Source organism: Pseudomonas sp. 05N431 (assembly GCF_056397005.1).
This window is the reverse complement of record NZ_JBFTMN010000013.1, coordinates 64,987-86,973: the sequence shown is the minus strand read 5'-3', so window position 1 is coordinate 86,973 and position 21,987 is coordinate 64,987. Positions and strand designations below refer to the sequence as shown.

Annotated in this window: 24 protein-coding genes and 1 pseudogene; 13 read left to right on the top strand and 12 right to left on the bottom strand. The window is 56.9% G+C overall.

Annotated features, from left to right (window positions below; genetic code table 11):
- The 6 genes from AC1DIG_RS21445 to AC1DIG_RS21420 form a co-directional block, all read right to left on the bottom strand.
- Positions 1 to 876, bottom strand: coding sequence for an ABC transporter permease (locus tag AC1DIG_RS21445; protein ID WP_054597942.1), 876 nt, complete (start codon positions 874 to 876; stop codon positions 1 to 3).
- Positions 873 to 1,829: an ABC transporter permease gene (locus AC1DIG_RS21440; protein WP_477768907.1), complete on the bottom strand. Its 957-nt coding sequence runs from the start codon at positions 1,827 to 1,829 to the stop codon at positions 873 to 875. Before AC1DIG_RS21440 ends, AC1DIG_RS21445 begins: the two co-directional genes overlap by 4 nt.
- Positions 1,830 to 1,877: 48 nt before the next feature.
- Positions 1,878 to 3,515 (bottom strand): ABC transporter substrate-binding protein, encoded by a 1,638-nt coding sequence (locus AC1DIG_RS21435; protein WP_477768906.1) that lies wholly within the window; start codon positions 3,513 to 3,515, stop codon positions 1,878 to 1,880.
- A gap of 94 nt (positions 3,516 to 3,609) precedes the next feature.
- Positions 3,610 to 4,884, bottom strand: coding sequence for an NAD(P)/FAD-dependent oxidoreductase (locus AC1DIG_RS21430; protein ID WP_477768905.1), 1,275 nt, complete (start codon positions 4,882 to 4,884; stop codon positions 3,610 to 3,612).
- A gap of 55 nt (positions 4,885 to 4,939) precedes the next feature.
- A complete protein-coding gene (locus AC1DIG_RS21425; protein ID WP_427545843.1) occupies positions 4,940 to 5,608 on the bottom strand; it encodes a haloacid dehalogenase type II in 669 nt (222 codons plus the stop codon).
- 476 nt (positions 5,609 to 6,084) lie between these two features.
- On the bottom strand, positions 6,085 to 7,557 hold the full coding sequence (locus tag AC1DIG_RS21420; RefSeq protein WP_477768904.1) for an aldehyde dehydrogenase family protein: 1,473 nt from the start codon (positions 7,555 to 7,557) through the stop codon (positions 6,085 to 6,087).
- 242 nt (positions 7,558 to 7,799) lie between these two features.
- On the opposite strand from AC1DIG_RS21420, the gene AC1DIG_RS21415 reads away from it, so the two are divergent.
- Together AC1DIG_RS21415 and AC1DIG_RS21410 are read left to right on the top strand one after the other, a co-directional pair.
- Entirely contained in the window at positions 7,800 to 8,657 is an 858-nt protein-coding gene (locus AC1DIG_RS21415) for a GNAT family N-acetyltransferase (RefSeq protein WP_477768903.1), read from the top strand.
- A 70-nt stretch (positions 8,658 to 8,727) separates the two neighbouring features.
- Positions 8,728 to 9,441 carry a cupin domain-containing protein gene (locus AC1DIG_RS21410; protein ID WP_477768902.1) on the top strand — a complete coding sequence of 238 codons (714 nt, stop codon included), beginning with the start codon at positions 8,728 to 8,730 and terminating at the stop codon, positions 9,439 to 9,441.
- Positions 9,442 to 9,535: 94 nt separating this feature from the next.
- Here the strand turns inward: AC1DIG_RS21410 and AC1DIG_RS21405 are convergent, their stop codons facing one another.
- Complete coding sequence (locus tag AC1DIG_RS21405) at positions 9,536 to 9,907, bottom strand: DUF6124 family protein (protein ID WP_477768901.1); 372 nt, start codon at positions 9,905 to 9,907, stop codon at positions 9,536 to 9,538.
- A 318-nt stretch (positions 9,908 to 10,225) separates the two neighbouring features.
- Here AC1DIG_RS21405 and AC1DIG_RS21400 point away from each other — a divergent pair, with 318 nt between their 5' ends.
- The 4 genes from AC1DIG_RS21400 to AC1DIG_RS21385 all read left to right on the top strand — a co-directional run bounded on the left by AC1DIG_RS21400 (position 10,226) and on the right by AC1DIG_RS21385 (position 12,677).
- Positions 10,226 to 11,200, top strand: coding sequence for a fimbrial protein (locus AC1DIG_RS21400; protein WP_477768900.1), 975 nt, complete (start codon positions 10,226 to 10,228; stop codon positions 11,198 to 11,200).
- Positions 11,200 to 11,661 carry a hypothetical protein gene (locus AC1DIG_RS21395; protein ID WP_477768899.1) on the top strand — a complete coding sequence of 154 codons (462 nt, stop codon included), beginning with the start codon at positions 11,200 to 11,202 and terminating at the stop codon, positions 11,659 to 11,661. The genes AC1DIG_RS21400 and AC1DIG_RS21395 overlap by 1 nt, the downstream gene beginning before the upstream one ends.
- A 91-nt stretch (positions 11,662 to 11,752) precedes the next feature.
- On the top strand, positions 11,753 to 12,091 hold the full coding sequence (locus AC1DIG_RS21390; protein WP_477768898.1) for a hypothetical protein: 339 nt from the start codon (positions 11,753 to 11,755) through the stop codon (positions 12,089 to 12,091).
- Between the two features lie 145 nt (positions 12,092 to 12,236).
- Positions 12,237 to 12,677, top strand: a complete 441-nt coding sequence (locus tag AC1DIG_RS21385) for a hypothetical protein (RefSeq protein WP_477768897.1) — start codon at positions 12,237 to 12,239, stop codon at positions 12,675 to 12,677.
- Positions 12,678 to 12,811: 134 nt separating this feature from the next.
- On the opposite strand, the gene AC1DIG_RS21380 is transcribed toward AC1DIG_RS21385, so the two are convergent.
- Positions 12,812 to 13,348 (bottom strand): dihydrofolate reductase family protein, encoded by a 537-nt coding sequence (locus tag AC1DIG_RS21380; protein WP_477768896.1) that lies wholly within the window; start codon positions 13,346 to 13,348, stop codon positions 12,812 to 12,814.
- Between the two features lie 138 nt (positions 13,349 to 13,486).
- Between AC1DIG_RS21380 and AC1DIG_RS21375 the strand changes: the two genes are divergently transcribed.
- The gene (locus AC1DIG_RS21375) at positions 13,487 to 13,966 is read left to right on the top strand and encodes a VOC family protein (RefSeq protein WP_477768895.1); all 480 of its coding nucleotides are present in this window, start codon (positions 13,487 to 13,489) and stop codon (positions 13,964 to 13,966) included.
- 166 nt (positions 13,967 to 14,132) lie between these two features.
- The gene (locus tag AC1DIG_RS21370) at positions 14,133 to 14,750 is read left to right on the top strand and encodes a LysE family translocator (RefSeq protein WP_477768894.1); all 618 of its coding nucleotides are present in this window, start codon (positions 14,133 to 14,135) and stop codon (positions 14,748 to 14,750) included.
- Between the two features lie 84 nt (positions 14,751 to 14,834).
- Here AC1DIG_RS21370 and AC1DIG_RS21365 read toward each other — a convergent pair whose 3' ends face one another.
- Positions 14,835 to 15,317: a GNAT family N-acetyltransferase gene (locus AC1DIG_RS21365; protein ID WP_477768893.1), complete on the bottom strand. Its 483-nt coding sequence runs from the start codon at positions 15,315 to 15,317 to the stop codon at positions 14,835 to 14,837.
- Between the two features lie 275 nt (positions 15,318 to 15,592).
- Here AC1DIG_RS21365 and AC1DIG_RS21360 point away from each other — a divergent pair, with 275 nt between their 5' ends.
- From AC1DIG_RS21360 to AC1DIG_RS21350, 3 genes are all read left to right on the top strand, one after another.
- Positions 15,593 to 16,129, top strand: coding sequence for a P-loop NTPase family protein (locus AC1DIG_RS21360; protein WP_477768892.1), 537 nt, complete (start codon positions 15,593 to 15,595; stop codon positions 16,127 to 16,129).
- Between the two features lie 377 nt (positions 16,130 to 16,506).
- The gene (locus AC1DIG_RS21355) at positions 16,507 to 17,436 is read left to right on the top strand and encodes a DMT family transporter (RefSeq protein ID WP_477768891.1); all 930 of its coding nucleotides are present in this window, start codon (positions 16,507 to 16,509) and stop codon (positions 17,434 to 17,436) included.
- Between the two features lie 222 nt (positions 17,437 to 17,658).
- The gene (locus tag AC1DIG_RS21350) at positions 17,659 to 18,282 is read left to right on the top strand and encodes a glutathione S-transferase family protein (protein WP_477768890.1); all 624 of its coding nucleotides are present in this window, start codon (positions 17,659 to 17,661) and stop codon (positions 18,280 to 18,282) included.
- A 35-nt stretch (positions 18,283 to 18,317) separates the two neighbouring features.
- On the opposite strand, the pseudogene AC1DIG_RS21345 reads toward AC1DIG_RS21350, so the two are convergent.
- Positions 18,318 to 18,461 (bottom strand): annotated as a pseudogene (locus AC1DIG_RS21345) (IS5/IS1182 family transposase); the annotation flags it as partial.
- A gap of 346 nt (positions 18,462 to 18,807) precedes the next feature.
- Here AC1DIG_RS21345 and AC1DIG_RS21340 point away from each other — a divergent pair.
- Together AC1DIG_RS21340 and AC1DIG_RS21335 are read left to right on the top strand one after the other, a co-directional pair.
- A complete protein-coding gene (locus tag AC1DIG_RS21340; protein WP_477768889.1) occupies positions 18,808 to 19,179 on the top strand; it encodes a hypothetical protein in 372 nt (123 codons plus the stop codon).
- Between the two features lie 62 nt (positions 19,180 to 19,241).
- Complete coding sequence (locus AC1DIG_RS21335; RefSeq protein ID WP_477768888.1) at positions 19,242 to 19,787, top strand: DinB family protein; 546 nt, start codon at positions 19,242 to 19,244, stop codon at positions 19,785 to 19,787.
- Positions 19,788 to 20,031: 244 nt separating this feature from the next.
- Here the strand turns inward: AC1DIG_RS21335 and AC1DIG_RS21330 are convergent, their stop codons facing one another.
- The gene (locus AC1DIG_RS21330) at positions 20,032 to 20,466 is read right to left on the bottom strand and encodes a GFA family protein (protein ID WP_477768887.1); all 435 of its coding nucleotides are present in this window, start codon (positions 20,464 to 20,466) and stop codon (positions 20,032 to 20,034) included.
- A gap of 148 nt (positions 20,467 to 20,614) precedes the next feature.
- Complete coding sequence (locus AC1DIG_RS21325) at positions 20,615 to 21,946, bottom strand: MFS transporter (RefSeq protein ID WP_477768886.1); 1,332 nt, start codon at positions 21,944 to 21,946, stop codon at positions 20,615 to 20,617.
- Positions 21,947 to 21,987: the final 41 nt, after the last annotated feature.

The window sequence follows — 21,987 nt, the reverse complement described above, 5'->3', positions numbered from 1 at the left end:
TCAATGCCCCCCCGTACGTCGACTACGTCGGGACGACAGCCTGTCGATGAACAGATTCACGCCAATGGTCAGGGTGCCGATGGCCAGTGCCGGAATCACGATGGCCGGCGCGCCCTGATTGAGGCCGCCAATGTTTTCCCGCACCAGCGACCCGAGGTCGGCATCCGGCGGTTGCACGCCCAGGCCGAGAAAGCTCATGCCGCTGAGCAACAACACAATGAAACCGAAACGCAGCCCCAGGTCGGTCAGCACCGGGTTGAGCATGTTTGGCAGGATTTCCACACAGGCGATATAAAGCCGGCGTTCGCCACGGGTTCGGGCCACTTGCACGTACTCCAGTGCTTCGATGTTGACCGCCATGCTGCGGGCAATGCGGAACGCGCCGGGGGTGAAACTCAGCACTGCGGTGCAGATCAGCAACGTCACCGAAGAACCGAAGGCCGAGACCATGATCAGCGCCAGCATCTTGCTCGGAATCGAAATGAACGCGTCCATCAAGCGGCTGATGATTTCATCCAGCCATTTCGGCGAAACCACCGACAACAGTGCACAACTGGTGCCCAGACCGCTGGCCAGCACGGCGGCAACCAGCGCCAGGCCGACCGTGAAACGGGCACCGACGAGGATTCGGCTGAGCATGTCGCGGCCCAGGTAATCCGTGCCGAAGGGGTACGCAGCACTCAGGCTGTCGAAGACATTGTCGGAGACCACTTCACCGACCGGGTGCGGCGCCAGCCACGGGCCGAAGACCGCCACCAGCAACCAGATAAAACACATCGCAGCCCCGACCAGACCCAGCCAGGATGGCCCGTTTGACACCTTGCCAACCGACAGGTCGGGGGTCACAGGCATCGATTTCACAATGAGCTTGTTCATTGGTTTCTCAGCCTTGGATTGGAAAGAATCGCGCACAGGTCGGCAATCAGCACCAACCCCAGGTACGCCGTACAAAACAGCATGGTGCAGGCCTGGACCAGCGCCATGTCACGGTTGGTCACCGCATCGACCATCAGGCTGGCGATGCCGGGATAGTTGAAGATCGTCTCGACGATCACCACCCCGCCCAGCAGGTAGGACAGGCTCAAGGCGATGGCATTGGCAATCGGCCCGATGGCATTGGGCAAGGCATGGCGCAGAACGATCCGCATCGGGCTCACGCCTTTGAGCCGGGCCATTTCCACATACGGGCTATCGAGTTGATCGATCACCGCCGCCCGGGTCATGCGCGCCATTTGCGCAACGATCACGCAGCAGAGCGTCATCACCGGCAAGGCGTAGGTGCGCAGAAATTGCAGCGGAGAGGTGATGTCGCTGGCATAGGACAGCGCCGACAACCAGCCCAGGTTCACCGCGAAAATCAGTACCGCCAGCGTCGCCACCAGAAACTCCGGTACGGCAACCATCGCCAGGGTGACAAAACTGAGGAAGCTGTCGATGCGCCCGCCCCGGCCCATCGCCGAACCGATGCCGAGAATCAGCGCCACCGGCACTGACACCAGCGCCGTGGCGGCCGCCAGCATCAGCGTGTTGGGCACCCGACCGGCCATCAAGTCGCTGACCGGCATGGCGTTGGAGACCGACAGGCCCATGTCGCCGCTGAGCAGGCTCATCAACCAATGCAGGTAACGCAACACACCGGGCTGGTCGAGTCCCAGTTTCAGCCGCAGTGCCGCCACCTGTTCCGGCGTGGCGAACTGCCCGAGGGCCTGTTGTGCCGCGTCCCCCGGCAATACTGCCGTGATGGCGAAAACCACCATGGACACGATCAACAAGGTCACGATCGCGGCGCCCATACGCCGGCCGATCAACCACAGTGTGTTGCTATTCATCGCCCTGCTCTCCTGCAATGTTGCTACGGCACAAACATCATCGGCTCATCAAGCATCCAGCCAGACCTGCTCGGCGAACATGTAGCCCATGAAGCCGCCCAACGGGTTGCTGCCATAGCCTTTGACGCGCTGGTCGACGCCGTCGATGTTGCTGATGAACACCGGGATGCCGATACCGCAGTGGTCATGCGCCAGGGTCTGCATGTCCGCGTACATCTTGCTGCGCTTGGCGTCGTCGGTTTCAGCGCGAGCGAGCATCAGCAACTGGTCGAACTGATCGTTCTTCCAGCCGGACTCGTTCCATGGTGCGCTCGACTGGAAGAACTGCGAAAACATCACGTCGGCGTTCGGCCGCGGGTTGATGTTGCCGAAGCTCAACGGATGCTTCATCCAGTGGTTGGACCAGTAGCCGTCGCTGGGCAGGCGGTTGACGTCGAGCTTGAGCCCGGCCTGTTTCGCCGATTGCTGCAACAGCACGGCGATGTCCACCGAACCGGTCGCGGCAGGTGATGCCACCAGCGGCATGCTGATGCTGTCCATGCCGGCCTTCTTCAACAGGAATTTGGCTTTTTCCGGGTCATAGACGGTCTGCGGCAGGTCAGCGTTGTAGTAGCGCGAACCGGGGGCAATCGGATGGTCGTTACCGACCACCGCGAAGCCACGGAACACCGCGGATTTGATCTGCTCGCGGTCCATCAGGTACTTCATGGCCTGGGTGAATTCCGGGCTTTTGCCGGGCATCTGATCCTGACGGATGATCAAGTCAGTATAGTTGCCCGACGGCGCATCCACGACGCGGTGACCGGCGCTGGCCTTGATTCGCGTGGTGGAACGCGGGTTGACCTCGTTGATCATGTGCACGTCGCCCGACAACAGCGCGTTGACCCGCGATGGCTCGTCGGCAATGGCGATGAACTCGATCTCGTCCAGATAAGGCAGGCCCGGTTTCCAGTAACCGGTATTGCGCGCAGCAATCGAACGCACGCCCGGTTTGAACTCCTTGACCTTGAACGGCCCGGTACCGATGCCCTGATTGAAGTCGGTGGTGCCTTCGGGAACGATCAGCAGGTGCGACACGGCCAGGATCGACGGCAGTTCGGCGTTCGGCGCGCTCAGGCGGATCTGCACTTCGTTGGGGCCAGTGGCCTTGATTTCGGCGAACTGCTCCATCAGCGGCATGACCTTGGAACCGGTCAGCGGGTCCTTGTGTCGCGACAGCGAGAACACCACGTCGGCGGCGCTCAGGGTTTTGCCGTTGTGGAAGGTCACGTCCTTGCGCAGGGTGATGGTCCACAACGTGGCATCGGTGTTGTCGATGCGCTCGGCCAGCTCCAGTTGAGGCACCAGATGGCTGTCGAAACGGGTCAGGCCGTTGTAGAACATATAGTGACGCACGTAGTCGGTGGACAGCGCACCCTTGGCCGGGTCCAGGGTATCGGCGGTGGAGCTGGACATGCCGGCGACGCGAATCCGCCCGCCCGGCTTGCCTTTGCCGGGGCTTGCGGCTTCGTCGGCAAACAGTTTTCCGGCGGCACCGAACAGGCTGCCGGCGCCCGCTGCCGCCACCCCGGCGACCCCGAGCAATTGCAACGCGTTGCGGCGCGACATGCCGCGATTGAGGCCTTCAAAGACTCTCAGGCTTTCCTGGCCGGAGATCAGTTTGGAGTCGATCTTGTTATCAGTCATATCAGTTGTACCTGTCGATAAAGAGAAGGCTCGAGTGTTCCGGTTGACCGGAACGTCCTGGAAACGCAAACGACGGTAAAGCCACAACATCAACTCAATGCAAATAGTCCTGGAACCGGTAATAAGCGCCCACCAGCGGCAAGAACCACGGCTTGCCGAAATGCCCGGGAATCGCTGGCCAGTCGAGTTCGCGCCAGGGATTGGCCTCGACTTTGCCGGCCATCACTTCGGCCATCACCTGGCCCATGTGCACCGACATCTGCACCCCATGGCCGCTGTAGCCCATGGAGTGATAAACCCCGCCGTGCTGGCCGGCACGGGGCAACCGATCGGAGGTCATGTCCACCAGCCCGCCCCAGCAGTAATCGATCTTCACCTTGGCCAACGCCGGAAACATCTGCACCATCGCCGCCCGCAACACCTTGCCGCTCTTGGCGTCGGAGACGCTGTCAGACATGGCAAACCGCGCACGGCCGCCAAACAGCAGGCGGTTGTCCGGGGTCAGGCGGAAGTAGTTACCGATCATCCGGCTGGTGACATAGGCTCGCCGACCGGGCAACAACTGGTCGATCAGGCTCTGGGGAAGGACCTCGGTGGCGATCACGAAACTGCCCACCGGCACGATCCGCCGCCGATACCAGCCCAACCCGCCGTGCTGACAGGCTCCGGTTGCCAGCAGTACTTGCCCCGCGTGCAGCGGACCCTTGGCGGTGTTGACCTGATAGCCGCCGGCCTGGGCTTTCCAGTCCGTCACCGGCGTGTCTTGATAGATCAACGCACCGTGCCGTGCCGCCGCTTCGGCCAGACCGACGCCGAAGCGCCCGACATGCATCTGCACGCCGTTGCGTTGCAGCAATCCTCCGTGGAACTGGGCCGAGTCGACTTCAGCGCGGATCTGTTCGGCGGTCAGCAACTCGACATCGGCATCGACCTCCCGGCGAATCAACTCGCAAGTCCGCGCCAGGCCCTCGTAGTGCATCGGCTTGGCGGCCAGCTTGAGCTTGCCGTTACGCTTGAGGTCGCAGGCGATCTGCTCCTGTTCCACCAGCGAAACCACGCTGTGCACGGCACTCTCGTAGGCTTTGTAATAAGCCCGCGCCTTGTCCGCACCGAGGCTGGCGCTCAGACCGGCGTAATCCTGGGCCACGCCGGTATTGCACTGACCGCCGTTGCGACCCGAGGCTTCGCCGATCACCCTGCCGGCTTCCAGCACTGCCACGCTGGCGCCCTTCAAGGCGAGCGCCCGAGCCGCCGCCAGGCCGGTGAAACCACCCCCGACGATGGCCACGTCGACCTGCCCGGGCAACGCGCCGGTCTGAGCACCGGTGAACGCCGGTGCAGTGTCGAGCCAGTAGGATTCACTGCCCATGTCTAACCCGCCTCTACCAAAAAGACTGCCGTGAGAATGCCGTTGCCGTGACGACTCAGAGACCGACCAGCGCGGCCAGCCCGCCGATGTCGGTGATCTGCCGGTACTCGTAGAAAGCGTTGGCCGGGACTTCGTGACCACGGGCGACGAAGGCCTTGTTCTTGATCTTCATGTCGTGGGCCGGCATCAGGTCGTAACGGAAGCTCGACGACACATGCAAGATGTCTTCCGGGCCGCAATTGAGGTTGTCGAGCATGAACTCGAACGCGGCCAGGCGCGGTTTGTAGGCTTGTGCCTGTTCCGCGGTAAAAACCTTGTGAAACGGTGCGCCGAGCTTATCGACGTTGGACATGATCTGGCTGTTGCTGGCGTTGGAGAAAATCACCAGCGGGATTTTGTCGGCGATTTTCGACAGACCGGCCGGTACGTCCGGGTGCGGGCCCCAGGTCGGCACGGCGTCGTAATACAGCTGACCTTCGTCACGGTATTCAATACCCCAACGCTTGCAGGTCCGCGCCAGCGCGGTCTTGAGGATTTCGTCATACGGCCTCCAGTCACCCATGACCTGGTCCAGGCGATAGGCCGAGAAGTCCCTGACGAACTGCTCCATCTGCTCGGGCACCACGCGATCGGCGAATAGTTCGCGAGTCATCGTACCCATGTGGAAATTGGTCAGCGTACCGTAGCAGTCGAACGTAATGAATTTGGGGCGAAGAAAGCTCATTGAGTGCGGTCCTGAAGTTCGTTGAGGTCATGGCGTGACAAGCATTCGCTCCGTTCCGGGAGCCGTGATGCAACGCTGCAGCACACCGTCATTACACCACCGTGAAATCAGCAGATGGCGTTAAAAGCGACCTCTGCTCGATACAAACCACCGTTTTAGCGCCCCCCCTCAGCAGACTTTGCGGGTCGCTCCAGCCTTGGGCAAACCCCGTATTCATGCGCTCTTATGGACCTTTATAACGCCGCAAGGCGCAAGCGCACACCCATTCACCGCAGAACCTGCGCCGGGCAGAACGAAAACGGGCGCTTCCCTGAGGAAGCGCCCGTTTGGGTGCTGATTAAAGCTTGTTGAAGATCCGAAGGTTGCCGAGAACCTGTGGGAGCGAGCTTGCTCGCGATAGCGGTCTGACAGGCGACGTTGATATTGAGCGGACTGGCCTCATCGCGAGCAAGCTCGCTCCCACAGGGGGTCGCGCTTTACTGCACGATATCGATCAGCACACTCTTGAAGCGCAAATTGGCTTCGAACGCTTCGCGCCCCAGGTCCTTGCCAATACCGGAGCGCTTGTAGCCACCGGTCGGCAGGATGTAGTCGTTACTGCGTCCGTAACGATTGACCCACACGGTCCCTGCCTCCAGGCGCCGAACCAGACGCAAGGCGCGGTTGATGTCTGCCGTATGCACACCCGCCGCCAGACCGTAAGTCGCATGCGCCGCCAGGCTCAGCGCCTGTTCTTCATCATCGAACGCCTGCACCGTCAGCACCGGGCCGAAGATTTCTTCGCAGATCGCCGGGTTCTGGTGGTCCAGACCGGTCAGCAAGGTCGGCTGGTAATAGGCGCCACCGAGCCCCTCGAACAGCCCGCCACCGGTCAGCACTTCGGCGCCGGCCTGACGCGAGCGCTGGACGATGCCATCGATGCGGCTGGCCTGCAGCCGGGAAATGATCGGCGACAGCGTGCTCTTGGACGACCAGGTCGGGCCGGGGCGCAGCTCCTCGAAATACGCCTGCAAGTGCGCGATAAACGGTTCCATGATCGAACGCTGGATCAACAGCCGAGACCCGGACACACACACCTGCCCGGCATTACCGGTAATGGCCATGGCCACCGTGCGAGCGGTTTTTGCGATATCCGGCACATCGGCGAAGACCAGCTGCGGGCTCTTGCCGCCGAGTTCCAGGGTGACCGGTTTCGGACCGATCAGCGCGCAGGTGGACATGATGCTCGAGCCGGTCGCGGTGGAACCGGTAAAGGTCACCTTGCCCACCCGCGGATGACGGCACAAGGCATCGCCCGTGACGCGGCCATCGCCCTGAATCACGTTGAAAATCCCCGCCGGCATGCCTGCCTGCAACGCCAGCTCGGCAAAGCGCAGGCTGGAAAACGGTGTCAGTTCTGAAGGCTTGAGCACCACGGCATTACCTGCGGCCAGCGCCGGCGCGACTTTCCACGAAGCCATGCTCAAAGGGAAATTCCACGGCGCGATGGCGGCAATCACACCGTAAGGTTCGGCGATCTGCATACCCAGTCGATCGGTCTGGGTCGCGGCCACATGACCGCCGTGCTTGTCCGCCAGCTCGGCAAAGAAACGAATACCCTCGGCGACATAGGGAATATCCCAGGCGATCACATCTTTATGGGGACGGGTCGAGCCCACCGCTTCCAACGGCGCCAGGACGGCGGCGTCAGCTTCGATCAGATCGGCCCAACGACGCATGACCCGCGCCCGCTCCCGGGGTGGACGAGTCGCCCAGTCGCTGCGATTAAAAGCCTGCCAGGCATCGTTGACCGCCTCATCCACCAGGTCGGCATCGGCAACCGGCAACTGGGCATAGACCTGGCCATCCGACGGTCGCACCACCTCGAGCCCCGGTTGGGCATCGCGGTATTTTCCGGCAATGAAATGAGCACTGCGCACAGCGATAAGGCGAGGATCGAAGCTATCCATGGAGCACTCCAAAAAGAGAACGGCGAGTCGTGAACTCAGGCCTCCATCGTAGAAAAAAAGCCCAAGCATTTGCTGCCGACCTTGCCGTGCAATTAAGTAGTAAGTGTGGTCTTGTGGCCCATGGCGTGCGGAATCTGCCGAATGTTCCAGCCCCTCTTGTCAGGCCTTCACGCAGATGGGATACAGGCACCATCGCGCCGCACAGCCGGTTGATTGCGCACATTGTCCAACGGAGACTCGCCATGTCCGCCCCGCTCCCTTCTGCTTATGTCTATCGCCCGATGACGACCGCCGACCTGCCCTCGGCCCATGCCTTGTCCGTGCAATTGAAGTGGCCCCATCGCCTGGACGATTGGGCCATGGTGTTGCGCATCAGCGACGGCTTTGTGGCACTCGATGGCGAGCGTCTGATCGGCACGGCGTTCACCTGCCCCCAAGGCGACTTCGCCACCATCGGCCTGGTGATCGTCAGCGACGACTATCAAGGCAAGGGCATCGGCCGCAAGCTAATGGAACAGGCACTTGATGCTTGCCAGTCACGCACCCCGGTACTCAACGCGACCCTTGCCGGTGCGCCGCTTTACGCGAGTCAGGGCTTTGTCGAGTTCGGACGAATTCAGCAACACCAGGGCCCGGCGCAAACCGTTGCACCTGTGCCGCTGGCCAACGGTGAACACTGTCGTCCGCTGCGTGAGGCCGATAAGGCCCGCGTTCTGGAACTGGCCAACGCGGGCACCGGGCTGGACCGGCAAACGGTACTCAACGATCTGTTCGATGTGGTCGAGCATTCGGTGGTCATCGAGCGTGATGGCCTGGTGCGCGCCTTCGCCCTGCTGCGTCCCTATGGCCGTGGTCGCGGCCTTGGCCCGGTGGTCGCCGAGAACATCGAGCAAGCCAAACACCTGATCGCCGTGTTGCTGGCCCACATACCGGATGCCTTCGTGCGCATCGACATTCCGGCGGACAGTGGCTTGAGCGAATGGCTGGACTCGGTCGGCCTCAAGCAGGTCGATACCGTGGCGCAAATGGCACGGGGCACACCACCGCAAGCGGTCAATGGCGTCCGACAGTTCGCGCTCGTCACCCAAGCCATTGGCTGACAGCCGCGCGCAAAGCAGCCGCCGTTCTCCAACACCCTCCACCCCCCCATTTGCTTGGAGCGTCACCCGCATGTCTCAACCTACTGTTCTGCTGTTGGCTCGCGCCGACGGCAGCCGTGTCGCCACGTCGTTCAAGGCAACGTCCTTGAGCGCTGCCGACCCCTTCAGGGAACATCGTCAGATCGCCTACACTGGGCCCGATGGCATCTGCGCCGGGACCGTGAACGCAAGCGAATCACTCGATATCGATGACTTCCCGCACACCGAAGTGATCGTGGTCCACGCCGGCCACGTCGTGTTGAAATCCAAAGGCCAGACGCTGGAACTGGGGATCGGCGCAAGCGCGGTGATCGGTCGTGGGACCTCGCTGCGAATCGAGGCGCAAGCCGATACGTGCTGGGCATTCTGTGCCGTCATCAGCCCCAACACTGAACCGACACCCGGGCTGACAGCGCTGGACCGGTTGGCGATGCTCTCCCCCTCGGCCGCGCCGGAACCGCAAATACTGATCGGGCCCACACCGCAGTGCCGCTCACGCAATGCCTTCGAAGACAGCGCCACCGACCTGCGCGTCGGCGTCTGGGATTCGACCCCCTACGAACGCCATGGCCGGCCGCATAAACTCAATGAGCTGATGCACCTGATCGAAGGCAGCGTCACCCTGCAAGCAGCCGATGGTACGAGCCTGACGGTCAACACCGGCGACACCGTGTTCGTACCGCAAGGCGCACCCTGCGCCTGGCAAAGCACCCGGTATGTCCGCAAGTTTTACGCCGTGAAATAAGCACCGCAGTGCAACGCCGGCACTGAACCCACCGACCGGTCGCGACTCAACGCAGACCGGTCGAAGGAGAAAGCCGCCTCGCTACAACGCGGTACTACGGCACCTCCGGTTGATCGTAGTTATCGAGCGCCCGATTCACCAACAACTCCCCCAATGAAATCATCTGCTGAATCGCCAACGCCACATGCCGGCGCGTGCCTTCCAGCTCGAACGCCAGATCGCTGGCCAGCACATTCAGCGACGCCAGGGTTTCCGAGGCGTGGGCCAGCAGGGTTTCGTTATCCAGATCAGGGATGACTGCGAAGATGTTGGAGGGACGTTTATCGGGCAGGTTGCCCTTGTCGAACGGCGGCTTGAGGTAATGATCCAGCGCCCGCTCGGCAGCGTCGTGGAGTTTTTTGGAGTCGGTGGAAGCGTAAGGGGAAGTGCTTGGGGTTTCTGCGAGATCAGGAGTGATCTTGTGCATGGTGAAGCTCCTTGAAGTAAGTGGGAGCCTTGATTGGTCCAGGCCGCGACGCCCGGTCGCTGAATTGGTAGCGACACCCGGAGGTTATCCATACACCTTCCCACCCGGCAACCTTGGAAAGTTGTCGGAAAATTCTCTTGAGCGCCTGATGTTTGTAGGCGTTTCCTAGGACTGAACCGACGGCCTCTCCCTCCAAACAGCTCGAGTCGGCGCATTGTTTATCAAGAGGTCACCAACGTTTTAAGAAGTGCCTTATGTTCGCGGCCTTTAGCAACCCCCAGGATGGCCGCCCCTCCGCCATCCTGTATCGACATCAATATGAAACTTTCAAGAAGGCAGAGCAGACTGCGCCCGCTGCTGAGCGTCGCTGCTGCAATGGCATTTGTATTTTCGTCGAAAGCAGTTGCGTGGCAATGTATCTTCAATGGTCATTATAAAACTCACACCATAGACTTTGGAGCCAACCTGACTGAAGGCTTGACAGTTCCTCAAGATGCACCGATCGGAACTGTTGTTTACCAGGACAGCATAAGTGCTTCAGAGCAATATTTTCAATGCAAGACGGCGGAACTTTATGGATTTACCCTGAACCCGGCTCTTGGTAGCGTCGCCAGCGGCGAGACCTTCCCCTTGGGGAAAACAGGGCTCTCATTCCGTATAATTGAGCCACCCGACAACGTTCCTGTAACTGCGTTGAAAGAGAGTCTAGAACCGGTTATTTATAAGACATCACCGGGAAACTACCGACTTGAAATCTTCAAGTCGAGTGAGTTGTCATCGCAAAGCATGATTAATTCGGGCTACCTAGGCCAATTGGGTACAAGTGAAGTGGTGCTTGCCAAGTTCAACTTGCTCAACCCCATCACCCTGAATACGGCCTCCTGCCAGACCCCGGCAGTGTCGGTTCAAATGGGCGACGACTATCGCCTGGAGGAGTTCAGCAAAAGCGGCGATACCCCTCGGACGATCAAATTCAACATCGCCCTCAACCAATGCCAGCACGGCATCCAGAAAGTGACTTATTCACTCAAGTCCACCACCCCAGTCATCGATGCGCAAAAGGGCATCGTCGCACTGAACGCCGGCTCGACGGCCAAAGGCATAGGCCTGCAACTGATGAATGAGGCCGGAAAGCCCATCGCCCTGGATACCACGTATCCCTTCAGCGCTTTCAACACCACAGGCACTGAGTTCAGCATCCCGCTGTCCGCCGCTTACTCCCGTCTGGCCGACAGCAAACTGGAAGCAGGCACCGCGAATACCGAAGTGACGTTCATCGTGAATTACCTGTAATGAATCAAGGGTTGATAGCAGCCATCGATGAAAAGAAAAATAACATTGATGTCGAGGCTGCTTATACCAACCACAGTGCTAGACTCAAAAAAACCAACATGCGAAATGCGAGAGCGCACTTAACAACCTTGCTTAGGGAGCATTATTCGAGGGAAATAAACATGAGCGCAACGAAAGACAATATCCGTTCCGCCATAAAAGTTGCTATCACATTCACCACCTTAACAAGTGGAGCGTATGTAATCCTCATCCCAATGTTTGCTCCAGACTACAAGACGCCTTCCATTTTGGTAATGGGAGTCCTTACCTCAGGATTGATAAATGGGTATATCGGCTACCACGTCGCAGCGGATGATATATTACCCATAAAGATCGGCTTCAGCTTTTGCTATGCCACAACAACAATCTTTCTTGTATTGTTAGCCTCATTATTTATAATTCTAAACATCCGTGGAGCATGATTCACCATGGATACAATCTGCCTGCACAGTTCTAGTCTACAAAAAATAAATCCGTCCCTTCCCCCCCCAAAAAACCACCTACGGAGGAGAAATGAATCTCTCACGCGCTCTTATTTGGTCTGCAATTACCGGAGCAGTGATTCCAGTTGTGCTCCATTCTATTTGGCAGATGGAGAACAGCATTAATTTTTTTGATATAAGCGCAAGTATCACATTACAAAAAACAACCTTAATACTGTGGCCCAGTTCTTTTTTCATGTTAGCGACAACGGGTGACGCATTGTACCCCCTGTCCGCATTGACAAACGTGGCACTTTATACCGCATTGGGCGCTGGCATATATTATGGCCTTACCCGACACAGGCTAATCCTCATCATCCCTATACTGATGATCAGCCTGATTGAATGGCGACTGTTATCTCTCAAATAAACGAGTAGCGAGGGCAGCTCCATCAGATTCTTAAAGTCAGCCCTACTTTATCGACCTGGAACAAATATACAAACGCGAGGTGTAAGCGCTGGATATAATTGAAATACAGCCTACGATTGTTACTTTCTGAAAGGGAGTTTGCCACATGGTGCGTCGTTTCGGCTTCTTGCTAATCGGCACCCTGGGACTGGTATTAATTCTACCTTGGTGCGCCTATTGGGTCGGCCTGCACAGACTGTCGAAGTACCCTGTGCCTCCGGCTGAAACTGTATCAGCCGCGCAGCGAGAGTGGGTATGGAGTCTTGCCAAAGGCTCAGGCGAATCCGTGACAGTGCCATTGAGTCCGTACTCCTACCTGTACGATGTTTTCATCTCCAAAGGCCAAACCGATAGGAATACGCGGGTCGCTTGGTGGGTAGCGTCTGATTACTTGATCAATCAAGACTCAGGACAGCGCATGCTGTGGTGGCACCTCTCCGGCGCGGCTCTGACCATATGGTTAACTAGAAATTGGACAGAACAGCAGATGACAGCAGCTGCTTTCGTCGCCCTTCAGCACAGGGGTGAGGTGTATGGCGGAAACTAGCTGAAGTATACCGATGCCAGGTCTCTGATAAATCCACATATCAGATGGCGACTTAGGGTCGATTCCAGTCCGTCGTGACGGGCAGGACAATGAAACGAGGACAGACTTGTTTCTCTGTCCTAGCTTTGGATCGATCATAGGTTCAACCGATACGTGGACTGCACCAACCCCGAAGTAAAGCAGCGGCTTGATACCAGTTTCAAATCAATGTCCTGCTCAAGAACCCCGAATAAAGGCCTTCCCGCCCCGATCAGCACAGGAACAGTGGTGATCACCATATCGGCGATTAACCCTTCGCGCAGGAATGATTGCACCAACTGCCCGCCATCGACATAGACCCGACGCACGCCTTGCCTCGCCATTTCTTCCATCAAGTCCCTGGGTTTGAGGTTGGAGAAACGCAACTTGCCCGCCAGTGCCTCGGGCACCGCCGAATCGGCCAGCTGTTCAGACAACACCACGACGGGCCGGTCGTAGAACCATGTGTCGAAGGTCAACGCCTTCACATAGCTTCCCCGTCCCATCACGATCACATCCTTATCGGCGATGAAGGCTGAGTAGCCATGATCCTCAGTCGGATCATCGCGCTGCAACAGCCAGTCGATGTCACCATCAGGTCGGGCGATAAAACCATCCAGACTGGTGGCGATGAAAACATGTGCAGTGGCCATCAAGATCTCCTTTGGCCGACTTTTGAAAAATCAGCAATTTAAACAATACTTGAGGTTTGCCTGTTGATTTGCCAACGTTCAGCCCGGCTGACTACGCGGCTGGTATGAACGTATCAGACCTGATTCTGGAGAAGCAAAATGGTCAGCAAAAACACGATTTGCCTCTGGTACGACGGCACTGCGCAGGATGCTGCAGAGTTCTACGCCCGAACATTCCCGGACAGCGCGGTCGTCGCCGTCCATCACGCGCCTGGCGACTATCCGGCGGGCAAGCAAGGCGATGTAATAACGGTCGAGTTCACGGTGATGGGCATCCCTTGCCTCGGGCTGAACGGGGGGCCGGGGATCAAGCACAACGAGGCTTTTTCATTTCAGGTAGCGACCGACGACCAGGCCGAAACTGACCGCTTGTGGAACGCGATTGTCACAAACGGCGGCCAGGAAAGCGTATGTGGCTGGTGCAAGGACAAGTGGGGCCTGTCGTGGCAGATCACGCCCCGTGTCCTGAGCGCCGCGATAACCAACCCCGATCCAGCGGCAGCCAAGCGCGCTTTCGACGCCATGATGACAATGACCAAGATAGACATCGCGGCAATTGAAGCGGCACTTGCGGGTTAGTCGGTCGACATTCCAGCCACTTGATTTCAGACGCGACGCCGTGGACCGATTGACCGGCGGTTGCCTGTGCGGCAACGTGCGACTTATGGCAGCGGGCCTACCCTGCCGGGGCGGCCTTGAACTGCATGATGACCGTCCCTGACCACAACACTCGCAAGGAATGCACATGATCGATGGTCCCGCCGTTTTAACAGTCTTTTTGATTTACCTGGCCGGCGTCCTTATTCCAGGGCCAAATTTCGTTGCAGTAGTCCACAAAGCGGTGGCTGCTACGCGGTCGGAAGCTTTGGCCTTGGTAGCAGGCATCGTCTTGGTCAATTTATTCTGGGCCACCTGTGCAATCGCAGGTATCGGCGTTGTATTTGCTGCGTTCCCTTGGGCGGCGCTGATCGTAAAAGTTCTGGGGGCGGCCTATCTGATGTGGTTTGGATTCCGACTGCTGATCAAGGCCGGGAAGAGCGCGCTTATCCCTTGTAACAATCTTGTCGTCGGAAGCTTTCGGCAGTCATTCATTCAGGGGGTCGTTACGAACATTGGCAACCCTAAATCCATGGCCTTCTATGCCGCTATTTTTTCAGCGGCAGCCCCCGCCCACGTTTCACCAGGCACGTTTTTGTCGATGCTGGCAGTCGTAGTGGTAGTTTCGACGACTTGGTATGGAGTGGTCGCAATCGCTCTTTCGCAACCCAGGGTCGCTTCAGCGTATCGAAGGAGGAAAAAAGCTATTGATCGATTATGCGGCGGTTTGATTTTGTCTCTAGGGATCCGGCAGCTGGTTCAATAAGTCCACGATTGAGTATCTATCCGGCCCGAATACCCTTGCCATGATTTCTGAAGATTTCATCGCAAGGATCGCCAATGAAGCGCTTCATAAATGATTTCGCCCTGGTTGCGTGGCATCTACTAATGACTTCACATGAGTAGCAAAATCTTCTTGTATCTGTTGAAACCCGCAGCGAAGGTAAAATGCGGCTCCCTCTGGTGTATCCGTGGATAGTCGTACGACCTGGAATCGCCGAGCTGCATATTCCAAAAGCTGCTGCACCAAGGCTTGGCCCACATTCTGCCCCCTTGATGCACGCGCGACGTATACCCTTCGTAGCCTCCCAATGTCCGGCCCAACATAAGGATCATTTGAAATACCACCGATGGCAATCAGTTGCCCGTTGCGGAATGCTCCAAAAAGGCATTCCCCTGGCTGATCGAATCGGTTTGACCCGTTTTTCCAATCTGCAACCAAGCGCGTGAGAAATCTAAAACCTTCTGTAACTGCCTCCGCTTCCAGTACCAGAATTTCCGGAGGAAGCGCTGAGAGCTGATGTATAGCCAGTTCGCCCGTTGACGTAACCATTAGATCGCTCCGTGTTTGCTTTGACACCCCGCCTGACTCATCTGCGCGGACAGCATTGGTCTTTAAAAATAACTCTCGGGAGGGTTTTACACACTCTGGGCCAATAGCGAAAATTCAATTCGGACAAGGATTGGACGGCATCTCGCTCTCATCTCGAGGAAGCGCATTAGCAACACAACACTCGTTCCCGCGGTGCGGTCGCCCCCTCCCCTCAGCCTTTAACTGGACGTTCAAAACCTGCACAATCGCCGGCTTTTTCGCGACAGGAAGTCCCCATGCAACGGATTGTAATTCTGGGCAATGCCGGTAGCGGCAAATCTACCCTCGCCCGCGCCCTCGGCAAGCGCCTGAACCTGCCCGTGGTCCACCTGGACACGCTGTTCTGGGAACCTGGCTGGGTCGAACCCGACGCCGAACAGTTCCGCGCACGGGTTCGCGAAGCGATCGCACCAAATACTTGGGTTTGTGAAGGCAACTACGCGCGGCGAACCTTCGACCTTCGCCTGCCCCGTACCGACCTGATCATCTGGCTCGATACTTCACGGCTCACCTGTTTCACCCGAGTGATCTTGCGCAGCCTCATGAACCGCCCTCGCCCTGACCTCCCAGCGGGCTGTAAAGAGAAGCTCGACCGAGCGTTTCTGACCTTCCTGAATTTCGTGTGGAATTTCGATCGCGGTTACCGCGCAGGTATCGAGAAGGTACGCCTGTCCATAGGACCGGACATTCCTACGGTGCACTTGCGCGGTAACCGACAGATTGCCGCATTTCTCAATGACTTTCCCGTAACGCCTGAGATCTGCCTTGAGTAGAGGATGACTTTCGCCATCCCGACAGTCGATCCGCGCATTTAGCGTTTGCCCAGTGCCTGGTGCTCAATGCTGATGCGGCTGCGGACGCAGCGGGCGAGTGAAATCGATCAGTTGCTGCCGCATAGGTGGCAGCCGGTCTAATCGCGCAAGTCGTGATGCCGCCCGAACGCACACCAATATTCGGCAGCAAGAATCGGGGTGCGAGCACAGTGCGAATACCTTTACCGTGAGGCACCACGCTTAGAGGGTGCCACTATGACTTCCGTATATCTGGCCGTTCCCCCATAACCATTCCGATCACTTATTAGATTACCCGGCATTAGCTGTGCAATTCGTGAGTCATTTTTCAAGTTAACAAACAGCAGCGAAGGTAACCCATGAAATTATCCGACTATGTTCGACTACTTGTTCTGGCGGCGATCTGGGGCGCCAGCTTTCTCTTCATGCGCATCGCGGCTCCTGTTTTGGGCGCATTGCCGACTGCATTTTTTCGCGTATTGTTGGGCGCAATTGGCTTGGCCGTCATTCTCGCCATTTTAAAAACCAGGGTCGACTTCAAAGGCAAGCTGAAGAAGACCATGGTGTTGGGCGTTATCAATTCCGGCATCCCATTTTTGATGTATAGCGTGGCTGCAGTGTTGTTACCTGCCGGTTATTCGGCAATTTTTAATGCGACCACGCCGCTGATGGGGGTGATGATCGGTTGGATGTGTTTCAGCGATTCGTTGACACCGAAAAAGGCCGCTGGCGTGTTGACCGGCTTGATGGGCATTACGTTGCTGACTACCACCGGCCCCGTCACACTTTCAATCACAGTGGTCACGGGCGCGTTGGCGTGTTTAGTCGCCACCAGTTGCTACGGCGCAGCAGGATTTCTGACCAAGCGATGGGTCGCTGACAAGGGGGGGCTGGACGCGAAACTCGTAGCTTTTGGCAGCCAGATTGGCGCGACGCTGTTTCTCGCGCCGTTCTTCGGAATCTCAGCCGCAGTGAATCCACCGGCGACTTGGGGTAACTCGACGGTTTGGATCGCACTGGTTGCGGTGGGTTTCATCTGTACCGCGTGTGCGTACATTCTGTATTTCCGCTTGATCACCGATATCGGGCCGGTGCGTTCGCTGACCGTGACTTTCCTTATCCCTCCCTTCGGCGTGCTGTGGGGTGTGATATTCCTGGGTGAACATCTTTCGGTCGCACATTTGTACGGCGGCGGGCTTATTTGCTTAGCGGTGTGGTTCGTTCTCAGCAAGAGCAAACCGAAGCAGGAACGCGACCGTCCTCAGCGCGTACTGGAATCGGGTAAGTGACTTCGCCGGACGCTTGGACGCTCGAACTGGCTATTCGCCGGTTCTCTGCGCAGCGGAAAACGTGCAGCTGCGATCATGAATTTGATCCAGTCGGCGCGATGCGGCTCAAGTAGCGATTCGTGACAGGCAGACATCAGCCAACTGCAGACTCTGGACAACCCGCTCTACAGGGCGATAGCGTAAGTAGATCAGACCAACCACACTGAACGACAAGGACATGGAATGTTGCGCATATTGGGTAAGGCATCGTCGATCAACGTACGAAAGGTTCTCTGGACCTGCGCCGAGATTGGCATCCCCTTCGAGCGGGAAGATTGGGGTTCTGGCTTCCGGTCGACACACACATCTGAATTCCTGGCGCTGAATCCCAATGCAATGGTGCCGGTCATTCAGGACGATGACTTCATTCTTTGGGAGTCAAACTCGATCATTCGCTACCTGGCGTCTCGCTACAACGGCGATCACCTTTACCCGAGTGAAGCGAGAGCCAAAGCGCGGGTGGATCAATGGATCGATTGGCAAGCGTCAGATCTCAACAAGTCGTGGAGTTATGCCTTCATGTCGCTGGTGCGGCATTCGCCTGAACATCAGGACAGCCACGCGTTGGCGGCCGCATGCAGCAACTGGTCGAGGCACATGGAGATCCTCAATCGACAGCTCGACTCAACGGGGGGCTATGTCAGCGGCGATGAGTTTTCTCTCGCAGATATACCGATCGGCCTGTCAGTTAATCGGTGGTTTCAAACACCGCTTGCTCATCCGGACTTTCCTGCCGTGAAAGACTATTACGAACGCTTGAGTCGTCGACCTGGCTACCGTCTGTATGGAAGAAACGGGACGCCATGACCCAGGCTCAGCGGGGGGGTATTGTGTCGATTTCGGGAGGCCCGGGGTGCGCGTACCGCTGTAGAGTCAATCATCCACGCATCCAGATCGATTAACCCTTGCTCGTTCAACCTGATGTGAAGTCGCTTGAGCATCAGACGATCGTCTGCGCGAGGCCGGCCGTTTCGACGACTTTCCATAAAGAGATCAGCGATCAAATCCCGGGCTGCATTGGAGAGTTCATACCGCTATGCCATCAATGGATCCCTTTCCTTCGCTGATTGTGATCGCTACCGAAGCTCCGCTCCCAAGAACCACAGTGAGATTTCAAGGGGTTACGTACAAAACCTGGCGCTATAGCAACTGACGTCAGGGTGAAAATAATTGTTCAGAATTGACTTGAGGACAGGCCTTCAGCGCTGAAATAAAGTTCTCTCAACTGATGGCTACCGGCCATCAGACTGTGTCGGGCGGCAGAGTCGGGCAGGCAGACTTGATGAACAGTCTTTGCGCTGCTGAACGAGCTGGCTGAATGTGGAGAGAATGATGAACGTAGTATTCTCTATATTTCATACGCATATTTGGTTCCAGAGAGAGTTTAAAGATTTATGCTTTGAGTGGTCGGTCTCGGATGAATATCTCCATGTGACGATGTGGTTGTCCACCAAGTGCTGGACAGTGGAACCTCGCTTTTCGTCGGTTGATTTAGTGTCAGGTAGGCCGTTGCACTTTACAGTGATTTTGAAATGGGAAGAGCCGGGGGTGGTTTCGGCTGAGGAAATTCTTGATACGTTCGTAACTGTGCGAAATAGATTCAAAAGAATAGAAGATGGTTGGCTTGTCAGTGCCGGTTATCTTGAATCTTCAACCGATCTCAGGCTGGAGGATTATTTGAAGGGGATTGCATACGAAAGCTGAGTCCGGTCGCTTGCGTTGCTGAAGGGATCGCTTGGCAAGTATTCATTGAAAGGATGAGCACGATGAGCCGAACCAGTCATATCCGCCTGATGGCGACCTATAACGAGTGGATGAACGCAAAGATTTATGAGGCAGCCAGAAGCCTGTCAGATGAAGAGCTCTCAGTGGACAGGAAAGCATTCTTTGGTTCAATTCTCGGGACGTTGAACCACCTGGTGGCCGGCGACACTGTCTGGCTAAAGCGATTCGCCAAGCACCCAGCGAACTACTTGGCTCTGGAACCGATTCAGCAGCTACCTGCCCTCAAAAGCCTCGACCAGTTGCTGTTCTCAAATATCCGAGAACTTTCGGCACATCGAGTGTGGCTCGATCAGAAAATTGTCGAGTGGTCTCGCTCCATTGCAGAGTCGGATCTGGATCACATCCTCAATTACACAAGCATGAAGGGAATACCCGCTGACAAGAACTTTTATGGTTTGGTCATGCATTTCTTCAACCATCAGACGCATCACCGCGGACAAGTGACTACCTTGCTTTCACAAGCGGGTGTCGACATAGGTGATACGGATCTGGTCGCCCTCATTCCCTCCGGGCCCTGCACAAAGTAGGAAAGCCTAGCGCTAGACCAGGTATTGTCACCTCTGATCGGAGTCGTCGACCAGGCTACCTTCTGTACGGAAGAAACGGGACGCCATGACCCAGGCTCAGAGGGGTGTATTGTGTCGATTTCGGTCAGCCGTAACAGACAGAAATCGGTCGGAAGCCGCCATTGCTGACAACCAATAGCGGACGGTGGTGAACCAAGGTTGGGCCAGGCTACCAATTCATCCCTATGCCGACCAAGCTCCTGAATCAATCATTGTCGACCTGGAGTTCCTGCAGAAGAAACCCAAGTGAATCCGGGGTTGAGCAATGACTTTTTTCCGAGCGTTGTTCATCCCATGGCATAGCGTCATCGGTGCAGAAATCTCCAACACACTCCATGCTCAGTTCGTCATCGAGAAGTCCAAGCGGAATCCAGAAGTAAGGCGTCTCGCGAAGAGCATTAGGCACGGTCGAGCCACATCGTGAGCAAAAGTCATTTCTGTACCCGCTGGATTTGCGCCAACTGGTGATCGCACCTTGCCCTTCTTCCCATCGAAAGTCGCGAGCTTTGACCACTGTGGCGAGATTATGGCCGACCCCGGTTTGCTTGCGGCACAGGGTGCAATGGCATCGATAAAAAAACCGTGGTTCTACCCCTAGGGAAAAGCGTACAGCCCCGCATAGACATTGCCCTGATGCCATGGATATCTCCTTGAAGAACGATTCATCGGTATTCTGCCGGTTCGAGCGTTGGTACCGGAAAAGGGGTGGCCGTTATGGTACTGGCCTTAAACTGGATCATACACAACGAGGAGGCTCACCCATTTCGAGCCTCCTCAGAAGCATTGGGTCAGTTGCCGACCGTAGCGATTTGCTTCGCACGACCGTTCTGTTTGCCAATCAGAAACACCAATAGCGAACCGATAGCGGTCACTATGCAGAGCGGCATCAGTGCAATTGGAAAGCTCCCGGTCTGATCACGCAGTACACCGATCACCGAACTCATGGCGCCCGTACCCAGGTGGGCAAAGGTATTGATCGCTGCAATCCCGGTGGCCAAAGTCGCTGGAGGCAGGGATTCGGAGCAAAGTGCCCAGAACGGCCCCTTGATCGCATAGTTACCCATCAATACCAGCGTCAGCAATACCAGCGTAATGGTCAGGGAGTCCGTGAACAGCGTGGCAGCGAAGCTCACCGCAGTGATGGCCAGCGGAATAGCAGTGCTCTTGATCCGCTCCCCGCTCTTGTCTGCACGCAGTCCCCAGAAAATCATGAACGCTGCGGCCATGCCGAATGGAATCATGTTCAGCAGACCCGTTTGCATGTTGCTCAGGTGGAAAGATTTCAGGATCTGCGGCATCCACAACGAAAGCGTGTTGCTGGTTGCCGAACTGCCCATGTAGATAATCGAAAGCACCCAGACATATTTGTTGGTAAATACGGCCTTGAGGGTGCCGCTTATGCTGTGAGCGTGCGGAGGAATGCCACTCGCGCGCGCGGCCTTATCGTTAGTCAGTTGCTCGCCTAGCCAATCCTGCTCCTGCTGAGTCAACCATTTCGCTTCGCTTGGCCGATTTGGCAACACTTTCAGCGCGAGCAATCCCAGGGTGATGGCGGGAATGGCTTCAAGCATCAGCAACCACTGCCATCCCTTGAAACCTGCCAGACCGTCTAATTGCAACAGCAAAGCCGACACAGGTGAGCCGAGAAAGTTGGAGAGTGGTATCGCCACCATGAATAGCGCAACGATTCGAGCCATGTAGGCTTTGGGGATGCATTGCGTGAGGTAAAGAATGACGCCGGGAAAGAAGCCGGCTTCGGCTGCACCCAAGAGGAATCGGGAAATTGAATAAGATATTGGCCCGACCGCAAATGCCGAACAGAAACCGACGATGCCCCAGGAGATCATGATGCGCGCGATCCACCGGCGGGCACCGAAACGCTCCATGGCCATGTTGCTGGGCATTTCGCAAAGTACATAAGCGACGAAAAACAGCGTGGCGCCGAATCCGAAGGCACTGGCCGTCAGGCCGATGTCCTGGTTCATGGTCAGTGCTGCGAAGCCGATATTGACTCGGTCAACGTAGGCGATGAAATAGCAGAGTACGAGAAAGGGGATCAGGCGAATCCCCAACTTGCGCATGGTCGATTTTTCAATTTCAGTATTGGATGGCTTGTTCATGGAAACCGCTCTCTTGTAGTTGTAATAGGCTGCTCTTGGGT